7 protein-coding genes (1 of these 7 only partly in view) are annotated in these 20,340 nt (G+C 76.1%); 6 read left to right on the top strand and 1 reads right to left on the bottom strand.

The genetic code is table 11. The features are described from left to right. The 6 genes in view from FHX31_RS16995 to FHX31_RS16970 are tightly spaced (each overlapping or abutting the next) and all read left to right on the top strand, a layout consistent with a single transcriptional unit that may run on beyond the window. Positions 1 to 944 carry the 3' end of an amino acid adenylation domain-containing protein gene (locus tag FHX31_RS16995; protein WP_184976748.1) on the top strand. The gene continues 1,405 nt to the left of window position 1, outside the view, so only the last 944 of its 2,349 coding nucleotides appear in the window; its start codon lies beyond the left edge, outside the window; the stop codon is at positions 942 to 944. Then, positions 941 to 2,596, top strand: a complete 1,656-nt coding sequence (locus FHX31_RS16990) for a beta-ketoacyl synthase N-terminal-like domain-containing protein (protein ID WP_184976747.1) — start codon at positions 941 to 943, stop codon at positions 2,594 to 2,596. Before FHX31_RS16995 ends, FHX31_RS16990 begins: the two co-directional genes overlap by 4 nt. Next, positions 2,593 to 6,108: a non-ribosomal peptide synthetase gene (locus FHX31_RS16985; RefSeq protein ID WP_184976746.1), complete on the top strand. Its 3,516-nt coding sequence runs from the start codon at positions 2,593 to 2,595 to the stop codon at positions 6,106 to 6,108. Before FHX31_RS16990 ends, FHX31_RS16985 begins: the two co-directional genes overlap by 4 nt. Next, entirely contained in the window at positions 6,105 to 8,420 is a 2,316-nt protein-coding gene (locus tag FHX31_RS16980) for a lantibiotic dehydratase (RefSeq protein WP_184976745.1), read from the top strand. The genes FHX31_RS16985 and FHX31_RS16980 overlap by 4 nt, the downstream gene beginning before the upstream one ends. Continuing rightward, positions 8,417 to 12,754: a type I polyketide synthase gene (locus FHX31_RS16975; protein ID WP_184976744.1), complete on the top strand. Its 4,338-nt coding sequence runs from the start codon at positions 8,417 to 8,419 to the stop codon at positions 12,752 to 12,754. The genes FHX31_RS16980 and FHX31_RS16975 overlap by 4 nt, the downstream gene beginning before the upstream one ends. After that, positions 12,751 to 18,057 (top strand): non-ribosomal peptide synthetase/MFS transporter, encoded by a 5,307-nt coding sequence (locus FHX31_RS16970; protein WP_184976743.1) that lies wholly within the window; start codon positions 12,751 to 12,753, stop codon positions 18,055 to 18,057. Before FHX31_RS16975 ends, FHX31_RS16970 begins: the two co-directional genes overlap by 4 nt. Here FHX31_RS16970 and FHX31_RS16965 read toward each other — a convergent pair. Next, positions 18,025 to 20,340, bottom strand: coding sequence for a lantibiotic dehydratase (locus FHX31_RS16965; protein WP_184976742.1), 2,316 nt, complete (start codon positions 20,338 to 20,340; stop codon positions 18,025 to 18,027). The genes FHX31_RS16970 and FHX31_RS16965 overlap by 33 nt on opposite strands.

The following is a 20,340-nucleotide window of genomic DNA, read 5'->3' as shown; positions in this document are numbered from 1 at the left end:
CGGGGCGCGCAGTCGTGGCGATCGGGCATCCGCTGCCGGGCGTCGAGGTGGTGCTCACCGACCCGGCCGGACGCCCGGCCTGCCTCACCGGCGAGGTGGTCGTGCGCACCCCGCACGTCGCGCTCGGATATCTGGGCCTGCCGGAGCTGACCGCGACCCGGTTCACCGAGCACGACGGGGTGCGCGCGTACCGGACCGGTGACATCGCGCGGCGGCTGCCCGACGGCATGCTCGTCTACCTGGGCCGCGGCGACCGGATGGTGAAGATCCGCGGCTACCGGGTGGAGCTGGGCGAGATCGAGGCCTGCCTGGCGGCGCTGCCGGGGGTGGCCCACGCGGCGGTGGTGGCGCGGCGGGGCGCGTCCGGCGCGGGCGAGCAGGAGATCGTCGCGTACGTGGTCGGCGCCGCCGGGACGGTCGTCGAGCCGCCGGCGCTGCGGGCACGGCTGGCCGCCGTGCTGCCGGACTTCATGGTGCCCCGGGCGGTGGTGGCGGTGCCGGAGCTGCCGATCGGCCCGACCGGCAAGCTCGACCAGGCCGCCCTGCCCGATCCGGACGCCGGCCGCCCGGATGCCGGAGGGCCGGACGCTGGGCAGCCGACCGCCGGGGGACCGCCGGCCGGGCCGGTCGAGCAGACCATCGCGGCGGGCTGGTGCATGGTGCTCGGACTGCCCACTGTGGACCGCCTGGTGAACTTCTTCGAGGCGGGCGGGCACTCGCTCCAGCTCGCCCTGGTGCAGGGGTACCTGGAGGAACACCTCGGCCGCCGGGTGCCGCTGGCCCGGCTGGTGGAGTTCCCGACGGTGGCGGCGCTGGCCGCGTACCTGGAGACGGCCGGGGACGGTCCGGGCGTACCGGAGGACGGCCGGCTGACCGCGGTCGGACGCCGGATGGCCCGCCGCGCCGCCGCGCGGGCCGCCGGCGGCGGGGAGGGACGGGCGTGAGCGAGGACGACCGGATCGCGGTGGTGGGCCTGTCCTGCCGGGTACCCGGCGCGGACGACGCGCCGGCGCTGTGGCGCAACCTGCTGTCCGGGGTGGACTCGGTGCGCCGGACCCCGGCCGGCGAGGGCGTGCCGGGCGGACCGGACTGGGTACCGGCGTTCGGCCGGCTCGACGACCTGGAGGGTTTCGACGCGGACCTGTTCGGCTGTCCCGCCGCGGCGGCGGCGCTGCTCGACCCGCAGCACCGGCTGTTCCTGGAGGTCGCCTGGCACGCCCTGGAGGACGCCGGGATCGACCCGGACCGCGACCCGGCCCAGATCGGCGTGTTCGCCGGATGCGCACCCAACCGCTACCTGCACCACCACCTGCTCGGCAACCCCGCGCTGGCACCGGCGGCGGGCACGCTCGCCGAGGACTGGGACGACGCGCTGACCGGGTCCGGCTGCGACTACCTGCCGACGCGGACCGCGTTCGCGCTGGGGCTGTCCGGCCCGGCCGTGGCGGTCCAGACCGCCTGCTCGACCTCGCTCGTCGCGGTGTGCCAGGCCGGGCAGAGCCTGCTGGACTACCGCTGCGACGTGGCGATAGCGGGCGGCGCGGCGGTGGTGTCCACCCGGCAGGCCGGGTACCGGCTTCGGCCGGGCGGGTTGCTGGCCGCCGACGGGGTGTGCCGCCCGTACGACGCCGCCGCCACCGGGCAGGTGTTCGGCAACGGCGCCGGGGCGGTGGTGCTGAAGCGGCTCGCCGACGCCCGCGCCGACGGCGACCACGTGTACGCCGTGCTCGCCGGGTGGGCGGTGAACAACGACGGCGCCGACCGGCCCGGATTCACAGTGCCGGGCGTGTCCGGCCAGGCGGCGGTGATGGCGGAGGCGCTGGCGTCGGTCGGCTGGGACGCGGCCGACGTGGGCTACCTGGAGGGCCACGGCACCGGCACGCCGGTGGGCGACGCGATCGAGGTGGACGCGCTGGCCCGGGTACGCCGGAGCGCCCGCGCACCGCTGCTGCTCGGCTCGGTGAAGGGCAACCTCGGCAACCTGGACGCCGCGGCGGGCGTGATCTCCCTGATCAAGGCCGTGTACGCGGTCCGCACCGGGCAGGTGCCGGGTACCGCGCACTTCACCGCCGCGCACGACGACATCGACCTGGCCGCCGCGGGCGCCGAGGTGGACGCGCAGACCCGGCCGTGGGCCGGGGAGCGGCGCGCGGGCGTCAGCTCGTTCGGTCTCGGCGGCACCAACGCGCACGTACTCGTCGAACCCGCGCCCGCGCCCGCGACGGACGCGCCGGACGCCGGGGCACCCGGCCCGGTGGTGCTGGGACTGTCCGCGGGCAGCCCGGCGGCGCTGCGGGAGCTGGCCCGTCGGCTGGCCGTCCGGCTGGCCGACGGCGACCTGGCGGTGGCCGACGTGGCGCACACGCTCGCGGTGGGACGGCGGCGGCTGGCGTACCGGGACGCGGTCGCCTGCGCCGACGCCGGGGAGGCCGTGGCCGGGCTGACCGCGCTCGCGGCCGGCGACCCGGTCGACGGCGACGAAGCAGTCCGCGCCTGGCGTGCCGGTGCCGACCTGCCCGTGCCGCCCGGCCGGCGGGTGCCGCTGCCCGGCTACCCGTTCCGGCGGACCCGGCACTGGATCGAGGCACGACGATGACCGGCCGCGACGATCAGCGCGACCAGCAGGTCGGCCCCGAGCTGCCCTACCCGCAGGTGTGCCTGCCCGACCTGGTCGCGGCGCACGCCCGGCGGCGTCCCGGCGCGCCGGCCGTGGTGCAGGGCGACCTGACGCTCAGCTACGCCGACCTGGTCGGCCGGGCCGCCGCGCTCGCCGCGTCGCTGCGGGACCACGGCATCGGCGCGGACGACCTCGTCGGCGTCTGCGTGGACCGCCGCCCGGACCTGGTGGTCGCGCTGCTCGGCGTGCAGGCGGCCGGCGCCGGGTACGTCCCGCTCGACCCGGCGCTGCCGCCCGGACGGTTGCGGGAGCTGGCCGCCGAGGCCCGGCTGCGCGTCGTCGTGGGTACCCCCGCCGGCGAGGCGTTCACCGGCCGGACCGTGCTGGACGTCCCCGCCGGCACCGCGCCCTGGCAGCCGACCCCGGCGACGCTCGCCACCACGGCGTACGCGATGTTCACGTCCGGGTCGACCGGGCAGCCCAAGGGCGCGGTGATCGAGCACCGGGCGCTGACCGAGAAGGTCACCTCGATCGCCGAGTTCTCCGGGTTCGACACGGCGACCCGGTGCCTGGCGTTCGCCTCGATCGGGTTCGACGCGTCGGTGGTCGACATGCTCGCCCCGCTCGCCGCCGGGGGCACCGTCGTGCTCGCCGGTGACGCCGAGCGGGCCGACCCGGCCCGGCTCTACCGGATCTGCGCCGATCAGGCAGTCGACGTGGTGGTGCTGCCGCCGCCGATCCTGCCGCTGCTGGACCCGGACCGGCTTCCCGGCGTACGGCTGGTCATCACCGGCGGCGAGGCCACCGGCCCGGAACAGGTCGGCCGCTGGACCGCGGGTGGGCGCCGCTTCATCAGCGTGTACGGCCCGACCGAGGCGACGGTGCTGGTGACCTGGTTCGAGGGCAGCGGCGACTGGACGCGGCCCATCCCGATCGGCCGGCCCGCCGCCAACCACCGCATCCACCTGGTCGACGACGAGCTGCGCGAGGTCGGCCCGGGGGAGATCGGCGAGGTGCTGGCCGGTGGTCCCGGGCTCGGCCGCGGATACCTGTTCGACGCCGCCCGTACTGCGGAACGGTTCCTCCCGGACCCGTTCTCCGGCCGGCCGGGGGAGCGGCTCTACCGCACCGGTGACCTGGCCCGGTGGCTGCCGGACGGGAGCCTGGAGTTCCTCGGCCGGGCCGACCGGCAGGTCAAGATCCGCGGGCAGCGGATCGAACTGGGCGAGGTCGAGGCCGTGTTGCGCCGCCACCCGGACGTCGACCTGGCCAGCGTCCAGGTCCGCGCCGGCGCCGGCGGTCAGGAACTCGTCGCGTACGTGGCCACCGGCCTCGACACCGCCGAGCTGCGCGACTACTGCGCCCGGCTGCTGCCGCCCGCCGCCGTACCGGCCCGGATGCACACGATGCCCGCGCTGCCCATCACGATCAACGGCAAGATCGACACCGAGCGGCTGGCCGAGCTCGACGTCGCCGGACCGGCTTCCGTGCCGTCCGGCGAGCCGCCCGCCACCGACACCGAACGCCTCGTCGCGCAGGCGTGGGCGGCGCTGCTGGACGTGCCCACTGTCGGCCGCGACGACGACTTCTTCCACCAGGGCGGGCACTCGATCACCGCGATGCGGCTGGTCGCGGACCTGCGCGAGCGGCTGGGCCGCGACCTCGCCATCGAGGACGTGCTGGTGGGGCGGACGCCACGCGGCATCGCCGCCCGCGCCGACGCCGCCGCCGGAACCGGCCCGGCCGACGCCGCCGCCGTCCGGGGACGGCCACCGGCGCTGTCCCCGGCGCAGCAGCGGCTGTGGTTCCTCGACCGCTACTTCCCGGCCGCCGCGTCCGCGTACAACGTCGCGTTCGCCGAACGGATCACCGGCCCGCTCGACGTGGCGGCGCTCGCCACGGCGCTCACCGCCGTCGCGGACCGTCAGCAGATCCTGCGCTGGCGCATCCCGGAGCGCGACGGCGTGCCGTACGCGGTCGCCGACCCGTCCACACCGGTGCCGCTGCCGGTACGTGACCTCGCCCCGGGCACGGATCTCGCCGGCCACCTCGCGGCGAGCGCCGCCACGCCGTTCGCGCTCGCCACCGACACGCTGTGGCGGGCCGAACTGATCCGCACCGGCGACGACGAGCACGTGCTGGCCGTCTACGCCCACCACGCCGTGTTCGACGGCTGGTCCCAGTCGCTGTTCTACGCCGACCTGGCCGCCGCCTACCGGGCCGCGCTCGGGGACGGGCCGCCGCTGCCGCCGCTGCCCGCCACGTACGGCGACTACGTGGCCTGGCGCGCCGACCGTGCCCGGCGCCGCGCCGCCGCCGACCTGGACTGGTGGCTGGACCACCTGACCGGGGCGCCAGTGGTGCTGCGACTCCCCGGGGGACGGGACCGGCCGGGCGAACAGACGTACACCAGCGCGACGGTGCGTACCCGGCTGGACCGGGCCGCCACCGCCGCGCTCACCGACCTCGCCGCCGGGCTCGGTGCGACCCCCGCCGCCGCCGTGCTCGCCGCGTTCGCGCTGGTGCTGGCCCGGCGCACCGGCCTACCCGACCTGGTGGTGGGCACCCCCACTGTGGACCGGCGCGCCGCCGACTTCGAGGCGATGGTCGGCTTCTTCATCGAGATCGCGCCGCTGCGGCTGCGGCAGACGCCCGGGGCCGGGTTCGCCGCGCACGTCCGCGCCGCCTGGGAGGAACTGCTCGCCGCGCTCGCCCACCCGGAGGCACCTGTCGAACGCATCGTCGGCGGCCTCGGGCTGGGCGGCCTGCTCGACCGCAGCCCACTGGTGCAGGTGCTGTTCAACATGTACACGTTCGACGAGCCCCGGCTGGACCTGGCCGGGCCGGCCGCCGAACCGGTGCCGGTGCCCGCGCCCGGCTCACCGTTCGACCTCACGCTCTACGGCATCACCCGGGACGGGCGGCTGCGCGTGGAGATCGTCTTCAACCCGGACGTCTACGGCGAGACGCTGATCAGCGACGTGCTCGCCGACGTCGAGCGGTTGCTGCGGGCCGGTGCCGCCGACCCGGAGCGGCCGGTGGCCGAGCTGCCCGCCTGGACGGCCGTCCCGGCCGGAACGGCCGACGGCGTGCCCCGGGCCGCCCGGGTGAACCGGACCGGAGGCCGCGCCGGGGTGCCCGCCGCCCGCCCGGCCACCGCCACCGAGCGGCGGATCGCCGCGGTCTGGTGCGACGTGCTCGGCGTACCGGAGGTGGCCGCGACTGACAGCTTCTTCGACGTCGGCGGCGGCTCGCTCGCGGTCGCGGTCGTGCAACGGCAGCTCAACCGGCTGCTCGGCACGAACCTGCGGGTCGTGGACCTGTTCCACCACCCGACCGTCCGCGCGCTCGCCGCGCACCTGGACAGCCTCGGTGCGGCGTCGTCCGGCGAGGACGCCGAGGACGAGGCGGTGGAACGGGCGGCACGCCGGGGCGCGCTGCGCCGCCAGCGGGTCCAGCGCCGCCCGGTGGTGGAGGAGGAGCCGCGGTGACGTACCTGGTCCCCCTCGGCGACACCGGCTGGTCGGTGTGGCGGGACGTGCTGCTGCGCAGCGCCGGGTTCCCCGCCGACGGACTGGACCGGTTCGCCGCGCCGGACTGCGCCGACGCCGCCGACCGGCACCTGAACGGTGACCTGGATGAGACGGCGTTCACGGCCGCGTACGCCACCGCCGTCCGGGCGTCGTCGGCGGCGCTGTGCGGGATCGCCGCCGACCCGCTGTTCCGCGAGGCCGTCGCCTGGCAGAACCCGGAGGCGCTGGTGGCGCTGGACGGGCTGCTCCGCGACGGCCCGGACGCACCCCGCAACGTCCGCCGCCGGGGCCGGGAGAACGTCGTCGCCGGGTACTGGCAGCGCTACGTCGCCAAGTGCGAGACCATCGGCTTCTTCGGGCCGGTGTGCTGGGGCGCCGTGGCACCGGGTGCGCCCGGTGTCACCGCCGTGCCCGGCCCCGGGCTGCTCCGTCACCGCGCCGTCCACCTCGAACACTGGGCGCTCGCCGCGTACGCGGACCGGCTGGCCGCCGACCCGCAGGTCCGGCAGTGGCTGGCACCGGTCCGGGCGCCGCACGTCCACCTGGAGGGCCGGGTCGTGCACCGGCCCGCCCAGCGCCCGGAACCGGTGTCGCTGAGCGAGTCGATCGCGCTGTGCCGGTGCGACGGCACCCGCCCGGCCCGGGACGTCGTCGACGATCTGGTGCGTGACGGGCAGACCGGCGTACGCCGCGCCGAGGAGGGGTTCCTGCTGCTTACCCAGCTCGTCGAGCGAGGGCTGCTGCGCTGGGACTTCGACCTGCCGCAGGGCTTCGCCGCGCAGGACCACCTGCGGGAGCGGATCGCGGCGATCGGTGACCGGGAGTGCCGCACACGGGCGCTGGACGGGCTGGACCGGCTGGCCGCCGCCCGCACCCGGGTCGCCGACGCCGCCGGTGACCCGGCCGCGCTCACCGGCGCGCTGTCCGCGCTGGACGCCGAGTTCACCGCGCTCACCGGGCTGCCGCCGCGCCGCCGGGCCGGGCAGAACTACGCCGGGCGGGCGCTGTGCCACGAGGAGACCGCACGCGACGTGGACCTCACGGTCGGCGACGGCCTGCTCGACTCCCTGGCCCCGGCGCTGGACCTGCCGCTGCGGGCGGCACGCTGGCTCACCGCCGAACTGGCCACCGCGTACGGCGACGCGCTGCGCGACCTGTACGACGACCTCAGCGGCGACGGACCGGTCCGGCTCGGTGACCTGTGGTTCGTCGCGCAGGGGCCGCTGTTCGGGCCCGGCGACCGGCCGGTGGACCGGGTCGCGGCCGAGTTCGCCGCCCGCTGGGAACGGGTGCTCGGACTGGCCGGACTGCCCGAGGGAACGGCCCGGGTGGAGTTCGCCGCGGCCGAGCTGGCGCTCCTGGTGGCCGACCGCTTCCCGGCGACCCGTCCCGGCTGGAGCGCGGGCCGGGTGCACAGCCCCGACCTGCAACTGTTCGCCGAGTCACCCGAGGCGCTGGCCGCCGGCGAGTTCGGGGCGGTGCTCGGCGAGCTGCACGCCGCGTACGCCACGTTCAACGCCGAGCTGTTCACCCACTGTCACCCCGACGTGGACCGGCTGCGGCGCGCGTACGCGGCCGACCTGGGCCCGGGACGGCTGCGCCCGCTCTACCCGGTCGACTTCCCCCGCGTCGGCGGGCGGCTGTCCGCGTCCCTGCACGGGCCGGACGACCACCGGCTCGCGTTCGCCGACGCGCCCGGCGCGCCGCGCGACCGGCTCGTGCCGGCGAACGCGGCGGTCGTGTCCGAGGTGGACGGCGTGCTGGCGGCGACCGGCCCGGACGGCACGCGCTGGCCGCTGGTCGAGGTGTTCTCCGACCTGATCGCGGTGCACGCCGGTGACGCGTTCAAGCTGATGACCGACCGCCCGCACAGCCCCCGGGTGACAGTCGACCGGCTGGTGCTGGCCCGGGAGACCTGGCGCACCACTGTCGGGGCGACCGGCCTGGCCGACGCCGTCGACCAGGCGCGGCGCTACCTCGCGGTACGCCGCTGGCGGGCCACGCTGGGCCTGCCGGAACGGGTCTTCGTCCGGGTGGCCACCGAACTCAAGCCCACCTACGTGGACCTGACCAGCCCGCTCTACGCCAACCGGCTCTGCCTGCTGCTGCGCGCCGCCCGGCGGGCCGGCGGCGACGACGTGGCGGTGACCGTGTCGGAGCTGCTGCCCGCGCTCGGGCAGGCGTGGCTGCCCGACCGCGCGGGCCGCCGCTACGTCAGCGAACTGCGCCTGCACATCAGCGATTCGGCCGAGCCGGAGGTCATGGCGTGAACGAGACAGTGGAGCCGATCGCGATCGTCGGGCTCAGCCTGCGCGTGCCGGGGGCGGAGTCGGCGGAGGAGTTCTGGCGCAACCTGGTTGTCGGCGCCGAGTCGCTCACCCGGTTCACCCACGCGGAGCTGCTGGCCCGGGGCGTCCCGGCGGAGCAGCTCGACGATCCGGCGTACGTGCCGGTGGCCGCCGTGCTCGACGGCGTGGACCGGTTCGACGCGGAGCTGTTCGGGATGAGCCCCCGCGACGCGGAGCTGACCGACCCGCAGCAGCGGCTGTTCCTGGAACACGCGCACGCCGCGCTCACCGACGCGGGCTGCGACCCGGCCCGCTACGACGGCGAGATCGGCGTGTACGCGGGCGGCAACGCCGACCTGTACCAGTGGCTGAACGTCCGGCGGAACCCGCGGGCGCTCGCGGACGCCGGTGAGCTGCGCGTGTCGCTCGGCAACAAGCCGGACTACCTGGCCAGCACCGTCGCGTTCCGGCTCGGCCTGCGCGGGCCGGCGATGACGGTGCAGACCGCCTGCTCGTCGTCGCTCGTCGCGGTGCACCTGGCCGCCGAGGCGCTGCGCAGCGGCGAGTGCGACACGGCGCTCGCCGGCGGCGTGTGCGTGGAACTGCCGCACGGCGTCGGGTACGTCGCCGACGAGGGCTACACCTCCGCCGACGGGCACTGCCGCCCGTTCGACGCGGACGCCGACGGCACCGTCTACGGCAGCGGCGTCGGCGTGGTCGTGCTCAAGCGGCTCTCCGACGCGCTCGCCGACGGCGACGACATCAGGGCGCTGGTCATCGGCAACGCGGTGAACAACGACGGCTCGGCCAAGGCGAGCTTCACCGCGCCGAGCGTCACCGGTCAGGTGGAGGTGGTCACGCAGGCGCTCGCGGTGGCCGGCGTCGCCCCGCGTTCGGTGGGGTACGTCGAGGCGCACGGCACCGGCACCGTCCTCGGCGACTCGATCGAGCTGGCGGCGCTGAGCACGGCGTACGGGCGGCGCACCGCCGAGCGGGGCTGGTGCGGGGTCGGCTCCACGAAGGCCAACATCGGTCACCTCAGCGCGGCCGGCGGCGTGATCGGCCTGATCAAGACCGTGCTGTCGATGCGGCACCGGCTCATCCCGCCCACAGTCAACCACGACCGGCCGCACCCGGACATCGACATCGAGGCGAGCCCGTTCTACGTGGTGTCCACGCTGACCAAGTGGGAGCCCGAGGACCAGCGACCGCTGCGTGCCGGCGTCAGCTCGCTCGGCCTCGGCGGCACCAACGCGCACCTGGTGCTCCAGGAGGCGCCGCCGCACGTACCCCCGGAGCCGGGTCACGGCGGCGGCGAGCTGCTCCAGGTGTCCGCCGCGACCCCCGACGCGCTGGCCGCTGCCTGTGCCCGGCTGGCCGAGCGGCTCACCGGCGCGCCCGATGTGGAGCTGCGCGACGTGGCGTACACGTTGCGGGAGGGCCGGCCGGAGTACCGGCACCGGGCCGCCGTCGTCGCTGTGGACCGGGGCCGGGCGGCAGCGGCGCTCACCGACCCGAAACGGCGCGCCACCGGGGACGCCGCCGCGCCGCCCCGGGTGGGCCTGCTCCTGCCCGGCCAGGGCGCGCAGCACCCCGGCATGGGCGCGCACCTGGCCGCTACCGAGCCGGTGTTCGCCGCCGCCGTGGACGAGTGCGCCGCGATCCTCGGCTGGGACGCGAACGAGATGATCTTCGACGCCGGACCCGGTGCGGACGAACGGCTGGCCGGACCGGCGGTGGCGCAGCCCGCGCTGTTCGCCGTCGAGTACGCGCTGGCGACGTTGTGGCGGCACTGGGGTGTCACGCCCGCCGCGATGATCGGCCACTCCGTCGGCGAACTGGTCGCCGCGACCGTCGCCGGGGTGTTCGACCTGCCGGACGCGCTGCGGCTCGCCGCCGCCCGGGGCCGCCTCGTGCAGGCCGCGCCGGAGGGCCGGATGCTCGCCGTGCAGCGCGGCGCCGACGAGATCGCGGCGCTGCTGCCCGACGGTGTCGCGGTGGCGATCAGCAACGGCCCGCACACCTGCGTGCTGGGCGGCGCGCCGGAACCGGTCGCCGCCGCCGAGGTCCTCCTGCGCGAACGCGGCATCGGCTGCACGCCGCTGCGGTCGCCGTACGCGATGCACGTGCCGCTGCTGGCGGCGGTGCGCGACGAGTTCGCGGCGCTCGTGGCGGCGGTGCCGCGCCGGGCGCCGGACCTGCCGGTGTTCTCGGCCGCGACCGCCGCGCCGTTCACCGACGAGCAGATCACCGACCCGGCGTACTGGGCCGACCAGCTCTGCCGGCCGGTGCGGTTCGGCGCCACAGTGGCCGCGCTCGCCGCGACCGGCGCCGCCGACGACTGGCTGCTGCTGGAGTGCGGTCCCGGCCGGCAACTCGCCGGTCTGGCCCGGCTCAGCCTGCCGGCGGGAGCCCGGGCGCCGCTGCGCACGCTGCCCGCGCCGGGGGAGCGGCTGACCGACAGGCAGACCGCGTACGAGGCGGCCGGTCGCCTGTGGACGGCCGGGGTGCCGGTGCGGCTGCCCGCCTCCGGCACGCCGCGCCGGGTGCCGCTGCCCGGCTACCCGTACCAGCGCGCCCGGTACTGGATCGACCCGGAACCGGTGGCCGCGCCCGCCGAACCGGCCATCGACGAGCGGTACGACGACGGCGTGGCCGAGGTGCCGGTCTGGCGCCAACTGCCCGACCTCGCGCCCGTCGAGGCGCCCGGGCCGCTGCTGCTGTTCGCCGCCGGTGAGCGCGGCACGGCGCTCGCGGACCGGCTGCGCGAGCGCGGCGCGGACGTCACAGTGGTACGTCCCGGACCGGCCTTCGCGGTCCGCCCGGACGGCTACCGGCTGCGCCCGGCCAGCGTCGCCGACCACCAGCGCCTGCTCGACGAGTGCGCCGACGACGGCCGGGCCGCCCGGATCGTGCACGCGTGGGCGCTCGACGGCGACCCGGCCGGCCCGGACGCCGACGCCGTGGCGGCGGCCCAGGAACACGGGTACCTCGCGCTGCTGACCCTGCTGGAGGCGCTGCCGGCCGTTGACGTGACGCTGGACGTGGTGACCGCCGGGACGGCCGACGTGACCGGCTCCGACCTGCTGCGCCCGGAACACGCCACAGTCGCCGGGGTGGTGCGCTCGGTGCCGCTGGAACGTCAGGGACTGCGCTGCCACTGGGTGGACGCCGACCCGGCCGAGCCGGGCGCGGACGCGCTGGCGGACGAGCTGCTCGGCGCCGAGCGGGCCGAGGCGGTCGCGCTGCGGCTGGGCGGGCGCCGCTGGACGCGCGGGTTCGCGGCGGCACCGGCGCGCCGGCGTACCGGGCCGGCAGTGCGCGACGGCGGGCGCTACCTGATCACCGGCGGACTGGGCCGGGTGGGAGGGGCGTTCGCCGCCGAACTGGCCCGCCGGGGCGCGCGGCTGGTGCTGGTCGGCCGGACCGCCCGGCCGGACCTGGTCGAGGCGCTGGAACGGGCCGGGGCGCAGGTCCGCCACGTGCGCGCCGACGTGACGGACGTGGACGCGCTGCGGGCGGTACGCGCCGACATCGAGGACGACCTCGGCGGACTCGACGGCATCGTGCACGCCGCGCGGCTGCCCGACACCGGGCTGTCCACCGGGTCGCGGCCGGCCGAGGCGACAGCCGAACTGCTGCCGAAGGTCACCGGCGCGCTGGCGCTGCGCGCGGTCTTCGGTGATATGCCGCTCGACTTCGTGCTGCTCAGCTCCTCGGTGACCGCGCTCGCCGGTGGCCTGGGCCGCGCCGACGACACGGCCGCCAACGCGTTCCTCGACGCGTACGCGCGCAGCCCGCACGGCTGGCGGTCGCCGGTGCTGTCGGTGGCCTGGGGCGCGTGGCGGGAGGAGGGCGTACCCGACCACGACGGGCTGGCCCCGGACGCGGCGGTGCGCGCGGCGTGCCGGGTCCTCGCCGAGGGACGGACCGGCTCGGTGGCGATCGGCGCCTACACGGTGGAGGCGGTCGCCGGGCACGAGCGGCGGCTCGCCGCGACCACGGCGGCCACCGCCTCGACGGTGACCGCCGCCGACGGTGACCTGCAGGACACCGTCGCCCGGATCTGGCGTGACGTGCTGGGCGTGACCGAGGTCGGCCCGCACGACGACTTCTTCCGGCTCGGCGGCACCTCGCTCGTGGCCGCCCAGCTGGTGCTGCGCATCCGGCAGGCGGTGGGCGCCCGGCTGTCCATGCGGGTGCTGTTCGACGCGCCCACCGTCGCGGCGATGGCCGCCCGGATCGAGTCGCTGCGCGCCGCCCCACCGGCCGAGGCGCCCATCCCGCGCCTGCGCCGGCCGGGACGGCCGGGATGACCGAGTCACGCCACGACGTCACGCCGGTGGACGACGTCTACACCGTTCCCGCCTCGTACGCCCAGGAGCGGGTCTGGTTCACCGCCCAGCTCAGCCCCGGGCAACCGCTGTTCACGATGACCGACGCGGTCACCCTGCCGGCGGGTGCCGGGCCGGAGCAGGCGCTCGCCGCGCTGCGGACGGTCACCGACCGGCACGAGGCCATGCGCACCACGCTGCGCCTGCACGACGGACGGCTCTACCAGGACATCCACCCCACGGTCCCGGTGGAGTTGCCGGTCACCGACCTGTCCGCGCTGCCCGGGCCGGAGCGGGACGCCGCCCGCGCCCGGATCGTCGCCGAGTACGCCCGCCTCGACCTGCCGATGGACGCGGCCCCGCTGTGGCGGGCACGGCTGCTGCGGCTCGACCCGGACACCTGGTGGCTGCTGTTCGCCGGGCACCACGTCATCCTCGACGGCACGTCCCTGCTGCACCTGCGCGCCGAGCTGACCGAGCTGTGCGCCGCCGCCGTCGCGGGCCGCGCGCCGGACCTGCCCGAGCTGCCGATCCAGTACGCCGACTACGCGGCCTGGGAACGCGACCGCCTCGACGGCCCCCGGTGGGACGAGCTGCGCGACCACTGGCGGGAGGCGCTGACCGGCCTGCCCGCCGTGCACGCGCTGACCACCGACCGGCCGCGTCCGGCGACGCTCACGTTCGACGGCGCCGACGTCCGCCGGACGCTGCCCGGGCCCGTGACGGCGGCGCTGCCAGAGCTGTCCCAGCAGGCCGCCGCGACCCCGTTCATGGTGCAGCTGGCCGCCTACGTGGCGCTGCTGCACCGGCTGTCCGGAAGCGACGACGTGGTGGTCGGCATGCCGGTGGCCGGCCGCGACCGGGCCGAGCTGGAACCGCTGCTCGGCATGTTCATGAACATGCTGGTGCTGCGCGTCGACGTGTCGGGCGACCCACCGTTCCTGACGCTCGTGCGCCGGGTCCGCCGGGTCGTGCTCGACGCCTGGGACCACCAGGACATGCCGTTCCAGAAGCTCGTCGAGGAGCTGGCGGTACGACGCGACCCGGGCGTGCCGCCGCTCTACCAGCTCACGTTCCACCACCTGCCTACCGGTCGGGGTGAGGCGTTCGGCGGCGCCATGGACGACCTGTCGCTGGAGATCGCCGGGGACGAGCTGCGGCTGGAGTACCGCACCGCGCTGTTCGAGCGCGCCGCGATGGAGGCGTTCGCGGACCGCTACCTGCTGCTGTTCGCCGCCGCCGTGGTCGCGCCCCGGACCCGGGTCAGCGCGCTGCCGGTCATGCCGGACGCCGAGCACGCGGCGGTCGTGACCGGCTGGAACGCCACCGCCGCCCCGGTGCGCCGGACCACGCTGGCGGAGCTGTTCGACGCCCAGGCCCGCCGTACGCCGGACGCGGTCGCGCTGGTCGACGGCGACACCCGGATGACGTACGCGCAACTGTCCGACGCCGCCGAGCAGGTGGCGTCGCGGCTGGTCGCGCACGGCGTGGGACCGGAGTCGGTGGTCGCGATCCACGAGCCCCGCTCCCGCCGCCTGATCGCCGGGCTGCTCGGCATCCACCGGGCCGGTGCGGCGTACCTGCCGCTGGACCCGGACCACCCGCCGCAGCGGCTGGCCTTCATGCTCGCCGACGCCCGCGCCGGGGTGCTGCTGGCCGACGAGCTGCCGGACGGGCTGACCGTCCCGGGCACAGTGCTGCCGCTGACCGCGCCGGACCGGCCGCGCACCGCAGGGGGCACTGCCGCCGGACCGGGGAACGCGGCGTACGTGATCTACACGTCGGGCTCCACCGGGCGGCCGAAGGGCGTGGTCAACGAGCACGCCGCGATCGTCAACCGGCTCGACTGGATGCAGGACGCCTTCGCGCTCGGACCGGACGACGCGGTACTGCACAAGACGCCGATCGGGTTCGACGTGTCGGTGTGGGAGGTGTTCTGGCCGCTGCTCGTGGGCGCGCGGCTGGTGCTGGCCGCGCCGGGCGGGCACCGCGACCCGGCGTACCTGCGGGAGCTGATCGAACGGGAGCGGATCACCACGGTCCACTTCGTGCCGTCGATGCTCGACGCGTTCCTGTCCACCGCCGGCCCGGCCGACCCGGCCCGCTGCGGGTCGCTGCGGCGGATCGTGTGCAGCGGCGAGGAACTGCCCGCCGACCTGGCCCGCCGCGCCGTGGCCGCGATCCCGTCGGCGGCGCTGCACAACCTGTACGGACCCACCGAGGCGGCGATCGACGTCACCGCCTGGGCGGCCACGCCCGAAGCGCTGACCGGCGTGACCCGGGTGCCGATCGGCGGGCCGATCCGCAACGTCCGCACGTACGTGCTCGACGAGGCGATGCGCCCGGTCCCGGCCGGCGTGGCCGGGCAGCTGCACCTCGGCGGCGTGCAGGTGGCCCGCGGCTACCTGAACCGCCCCGGACTCACCGCCGCCTCGTTCGTCCCCGACCCGTTCGGTGAGCCCGGCGGCCGGCTGTACGCCACCGGCGACCTGGCCCGCTGGCGTACCGACGGGACGCTGGAGTTCCTCGGCCGCATCGACGACCAGGTGAAACTGCGGGGCCTGCGGATCGAGCTGGGGGAGATCGCCGCGGTGCTGCGCGAACAGCCGGGCGTCGGCACCGCCGCCGTCGTCGTGCGCGGCGCCACGCCCGCCGAGCAGCGTCTCGTGGCGTACCTGACGGGGGAGGCCCCGGACCCGGCGGAGCTGCGGGCGGCGCTGAAGCGGCGGTTGCCCGAGTACATGGTGCCGTCGGCGTTCGTCACGCTCGACGCGCTGCCGCTGTCCGCGAACGGCAAACTCGACACCGCCGCGCTGCCCGCACCCTCGTCCGGCGTCGCCCCCGCGCAGCGCCGTCCGCCGGTGACCCCGGTCGAGCAGACGGTGGCCGCCACCTGGCGCGACGTGCTGGGCGTGCCCGAGGTCGGCCTGGACGACGACTTCTTCGAGCTGGGCGGTCACTCGCTGCTGGCGATCCGGATGCTGGCGCTGCTGCGTGAGGCGTACGGGCAGGTCGACGTCGGCGTGATGGACGTGTTCGCGCACCCGACGGTGCAGGGGCTGGCCGCGCTGATCGACGCCCCGGCGGACCGGGAACGGCAGCGTCCGCTGCTGTACGAGCTGACCCGGCCGGTCCCGGCGGCCCAGCGGGTGCGCTCGTACGTGTGCGTGCCGTACGGCGGCGGGCTCGCCAGCATCTACCAGCCGCTCGCGGACGCGCTGCCGGCCGGGCACACGCTGTTCTCCGTGGCGATCCCCGGCCACGACGTCGGCGTCCGCGACACCGAGCTGCCCTTCGACGAGCTGGTCGAGCGGTGCGTGACCGAGATCCAGGAGCGGGTGGACGGCCCGCTGGTCCTGTACGGCCACTGCGTCGGCGGCGCGCTGCTGACCGGCATCGCCCGGCGGCTGCACGAGCGGGGACGCCCGATCGAGGCGATCTACGCCGGTGGCGTGTTCCCCACCGCCCGCCCGGACAACATGCTCGGCCGGCTCGTCGACTGGGCCGACTCCCGGGGCGCGGACCGGCGGTACGAGACGTTCCTGCGCTCGATCGGCGCGGAACTGGCCGACCTGGACCAGGCGCAGGTCGACCGGTTCGTGCACCACGTACGCCGGGAGGCCGCCGAGGCGCAGGAGCGGTTCACCGAGTGGCTGGACGGCGAGCCGGTCCGGGTGCCCGCACCGGTGATCTCCGTCGTCGGTACCCACGACGTGCTCACCGAGTACTACGAGGAGCGGTACCGCGAGTGGAGCTTCCTCGGCGAGTCCACAGCGCTCGTGGTGCTGGACGAGGCCGGGCACTACTTCGTCAAGCAGCGGGCCGAGGCGCTCGCCGAGGTGCTCACCCGTACCCATCCCCGGCTCGCCGAGCCGTCCGCCGCGCCGCGACAGCTCGCCGGTAACGGCTGGGCACTGGCGGCCACCAGCACCGATCCGGTCACCGCCGAGACCGGCGTGCAACCGGGCGTACGCCGGTTCCTGGCCATCACCGCCAGCCAGCTCATCTCGTCGACCGGCTCGGCGCTGACCCAGTGGGCGGTGCCGGTCTGGGTCTACCTGGAGACCGGGTCGATGCTGTGGTTCGGCCTGTCCGGGGTGATCGCCTACCTGCCGGCGCTGCTGGCGCTGCCGGTCGCCGGCGCGGTCGCGGACCGGTTCGACAGGCGCCGCGTGCTGCTGGCCGCGTGCGCGACGGCGGTGACAGCGGAGGCGCTGCTGGCGCTGCTGCTCTGGACCGACCGGCTGGGACTGGCGGCCGTCTACACGCTCGTGTGCGTGCTCGGCGCGGCGTCGGTGTTCCAACGCATCACCTACCTGGCCGCGATCCCGCAGGTGGTGCCGAAGCGCTACCTGGGGCACGCCAACGGCATCGCGCAGCTCGCGGTCGGGCTCAGCTCGCTCGCGGTGCCGCTGCTGGCGGCGGGCCTGCTCGCCGCGATCGGCCTGGCCGGCGTCCTGGTCATCGACATCGTCAGCTACGTGGTGGCGATCGGTGTGCTGGCCGCGGTGCGGTTCCCCGACCTGCTCGGCCGGCGCCGCAAGGAGCCGTTCCTGGCCGAGCTGATCGGCGGGGCGCGGATGACGTGGGCCGAGCCGGGCTTCCGGGCCATGCTGGGCTTCTTCTCGCTCTACAACCTGTGCCTGGCGAGCCTGCTGCTGGTGCCGCCGATGGTGCTCGCGTTCGGCACGATGGGCCAGGTCGGCACCGTGGCGTTCGCCGAGGCGCTCGGCGCCGTCCTCGGTGGACTCGCCATCGCCGTGTGGGGCGGCCCGACCCGGCGCCGGATGCCCGCGCTGATCGCCATCGCGTTCGGCGTGGCGGTCAGCCTGGTGCTCAGCGGCGTCCGCCCGAGCCTGCTGCTGGTGGCGCTCGGCAGCTTCGGCGTGGGGCTGGGCCTGGGCCTGCACAACGGCATCTACCTGTCGATCATCCAGGTGAAGGTGCCGCAGCGGTTCCACGGCCGGGTGCTGGCGATCATCCAGACGCTGACCTGGGCGACGCTGCCGCTGGGCTTCGCCGTGCTGGTGCCGCTGAGCGGGTCGCTGCTGGAACCGATGTTCGCCCCCGGCGGCGCGCTGGCCGGCAGCGTCGGCGCGCTGATCGGAACCGGCCCCGGCCGTGGACTCGGGTTCGCGTTCGTGGTGTCCGGGCTGGCCCTGGCCGTGGTGGCGCTCGGCGCCTACGGCGTACGCCGGCTGCGCCTGTTCGACACCGAGACCCCCGACGCGCCGGCGGACGCCACCGAGTGGCTACCGCACCTGCGCCGGGTCGACGATCTGTAGCCGCAGCTCCGAGGCGTACGCCCGGCCGGACCCGTCGGTCAGCCAGGCGTCGTCCGGGCCGGGCAGCAGCTCGGTGACTGTGAGTCCGACCCCGTCGCCGCCCTTGGTGTGCGCGCCGCGCAGCAGCGTGCACAGCAGCCGGGTGTAGACGCCGCTGGTCAGGTCCACGTAGCTGGGTTTGAGTTCGGTGTCGACCCGCACGAAGATCCGCTCGGGCAGGCCGAGCGCGAGCCGCCAGCGTCGTACCGCGAGGTAGCGTTCCCGCTCGCCCTTGACCGTGTGCAGGCCGGTCTCGCCCACAGTGGTGCGCCACGTCTCGCGGACCAGCACCAGGTCGTCGACTGTGACGCGCGGCGTGCGCCCGGCGTTGCCGGCCAGCTTCCACGTGTCGAACACCTGGTAGTCGAACAGCGGCGCGAACACCTCCAGCAGTGGCCACCGCCGCCCGTCGTCGGCGTGCGCGGTCAGCGTGCCGTCGTCGTCCGGCCGCACGGTCAGGGTGGTGATCGGCACGAGGCGGTCCGGGTCGGCGCCGGGAGCGTCGACGAACCCGAGCTGGGCGTCGGCGGGCCCGTGCAGCCACTCCGCGATCCGGGCGGTGTGCCGGGGCCAGTTCACCGGCGGCAGCAGCCGGACCCGGCCGCCGGGCAGGTCGGCGCGCATCCCGTCGCGCAGCCGCTGCGGGTCCGGGTGCCCGTACGCGAAGAAGTGCGTGTCGAACGCCGCCAGGGCCACGTGCAGCTCGCCGAGCACGACTGTGAAGTCCCTGCGCAGCAGCGCCGCCTCGTCCGGGGCGCACACGTGCACGTCCGGGCTGTGGATGCGGGCGGCGGCCCAGCCGGGCACGTCGGCGGGGAACGCGGCGGCGACCCGCTCGGTCAGCGCGGCGGCGTCGAACCGCAGCTCCCGGGCGTCCGCGTCGGCGTCGGCCAGGCCCAGCACCGTCGCCCACCGGTCCAGGAACCCGGCGGTGACGGCGGCGGCGGGCGGATCTGCCCCGAACACCACCGCCTGCGCCAGGAACCACAGGTCGGCCACCGGCACGTCGTCGGTGGCCGACTCCGCCGCGAGGTCGCGGTACAGGGCGGCCAGCGCGTCGGCGTACGCCTGCCCGATCGCCGCGGTCAGCCACCGCGCCGACAGCAGCAGCGGTTCCAGCGGCGCGAGCCGTTCCAGCAGGGCGTCACCGAAGCGGACGTCCAGGTCGCGGACCGTCTCCAGGTGGCACAGCGTGCGCCCGGCGTACACCTCGCCGGGCTGCTGCCGCGCGGCCCGGCCGGTCAGTTCCACGAACCGCCGGTCCAACGCGGACATCGCCGCGGCCAGCGCGTCCGGGCCGTCGGCGGCGGCCACCGCGTCGCGCAGGTCGCTCACCGTCGCGAGGTCGCCGAGCACCCGCTCGCGGACCGTGTCGTCGCCGATCGCGGCGAGCTGATCGCGCAACGCGTCCTCGGCGGTGAGGTCGACCGGCAGGTCGAAGCCGATCCGCAGCACGCCGCGCCCGGCCAGGTCGTCGAGCTGCGCGTGTACGTCAGCGGCCCGGCGGAAACCGCTCGCCGGGTCCGCGAGCAGCGCGGCGACCAGGTCGGCCACGCGCGGTCCGCGCCGCACCAGCGCGAGCAGCCCGGCGGTCGCCGCCGGGAGTGTCTGCGGTGGATGGTGCGGATGCCGCAGCACGCGGTCGCGCAGGCTCAGGTGCGGGGCGAGCCGCACCGGCAGCCAGTCCCGCACGCCGGGCACCCGGGCGAAGGCCTCCGCGAGCGCGTCCAGGCCCCACCGCTCCAGGAACACCTTCCGGGTACGCGTCAGCGCCGCGCCGGGACGCACCGTCGCGACCGGACCGCTGCCGCCCAGCTCGGTCCAGCAGATCGGGCCGAAGAAGCCCACCGTGTCGTTCTTCAGGCAGTACCGCTGCCAGTACTTCGCGACGACCTCCTCCCGGTGCCGCCGGCGCAGATTGCGCGGGGCGTGCGGGCCGTCGCGCCGGATCGCGTCGACGGCGAGCAGGACCGCAGGGTTCTGCCAGGTCAGCGCCGTACGGAAGGCGTCGTCGCAGGCGATGTCGTAGACCGCCTGCCCGAGGTCGGCCGCGGCGGCGTCGAACGCCGCAGCGAACTCCGCGGCGTCGCCGTCCCCGCGCAGGTGCCGGTCGGCCGCCTCCGCGAGCGCCGGAGCGGCGAACCGGCTCATCCCGTCGGCCGGAAAACCGGCCGACCGGAGCAACGCGGAACGCCATACGTGCCAACGGGTTCCGGGCAGGGACGTGAGATGCTCTCGGGGCAT

The sequence above is a fragment of the Micromonospora sp. CNZ286 genome (genome assembly GCF_014207755.1).
The sequence above is the reverse complement of the archived record's forward strand: the minus strand, read 5'-3'. Positions and strand labels throughout refer to the sequence as shown.

Bases quoted from the DNA above. Each gene is read 5' to 3' on its own strand.
- FHX31_RS16965 (WP_184976742.1), bottom strand. From the start codon at position 20,340: ATGCCCCGAGAGCATCTCACGTCCCTGCCCGGAACCCGTTGGCACGTA.
- FHX31_RS16985 (WP_184976746.1), top strand. From the start codon at position 2,593: ATGACCGGCCGCGACGATCAGCGCGACCAGCAGGTCGGCCCCGAGCTG.
- FHX31_RS16970 (WP_184976743.1), top strand. From the start codon at position 12,751: ATGACCGAGTCACGCCACGACGTCACGCCGGTGGACGACGTCTACACC.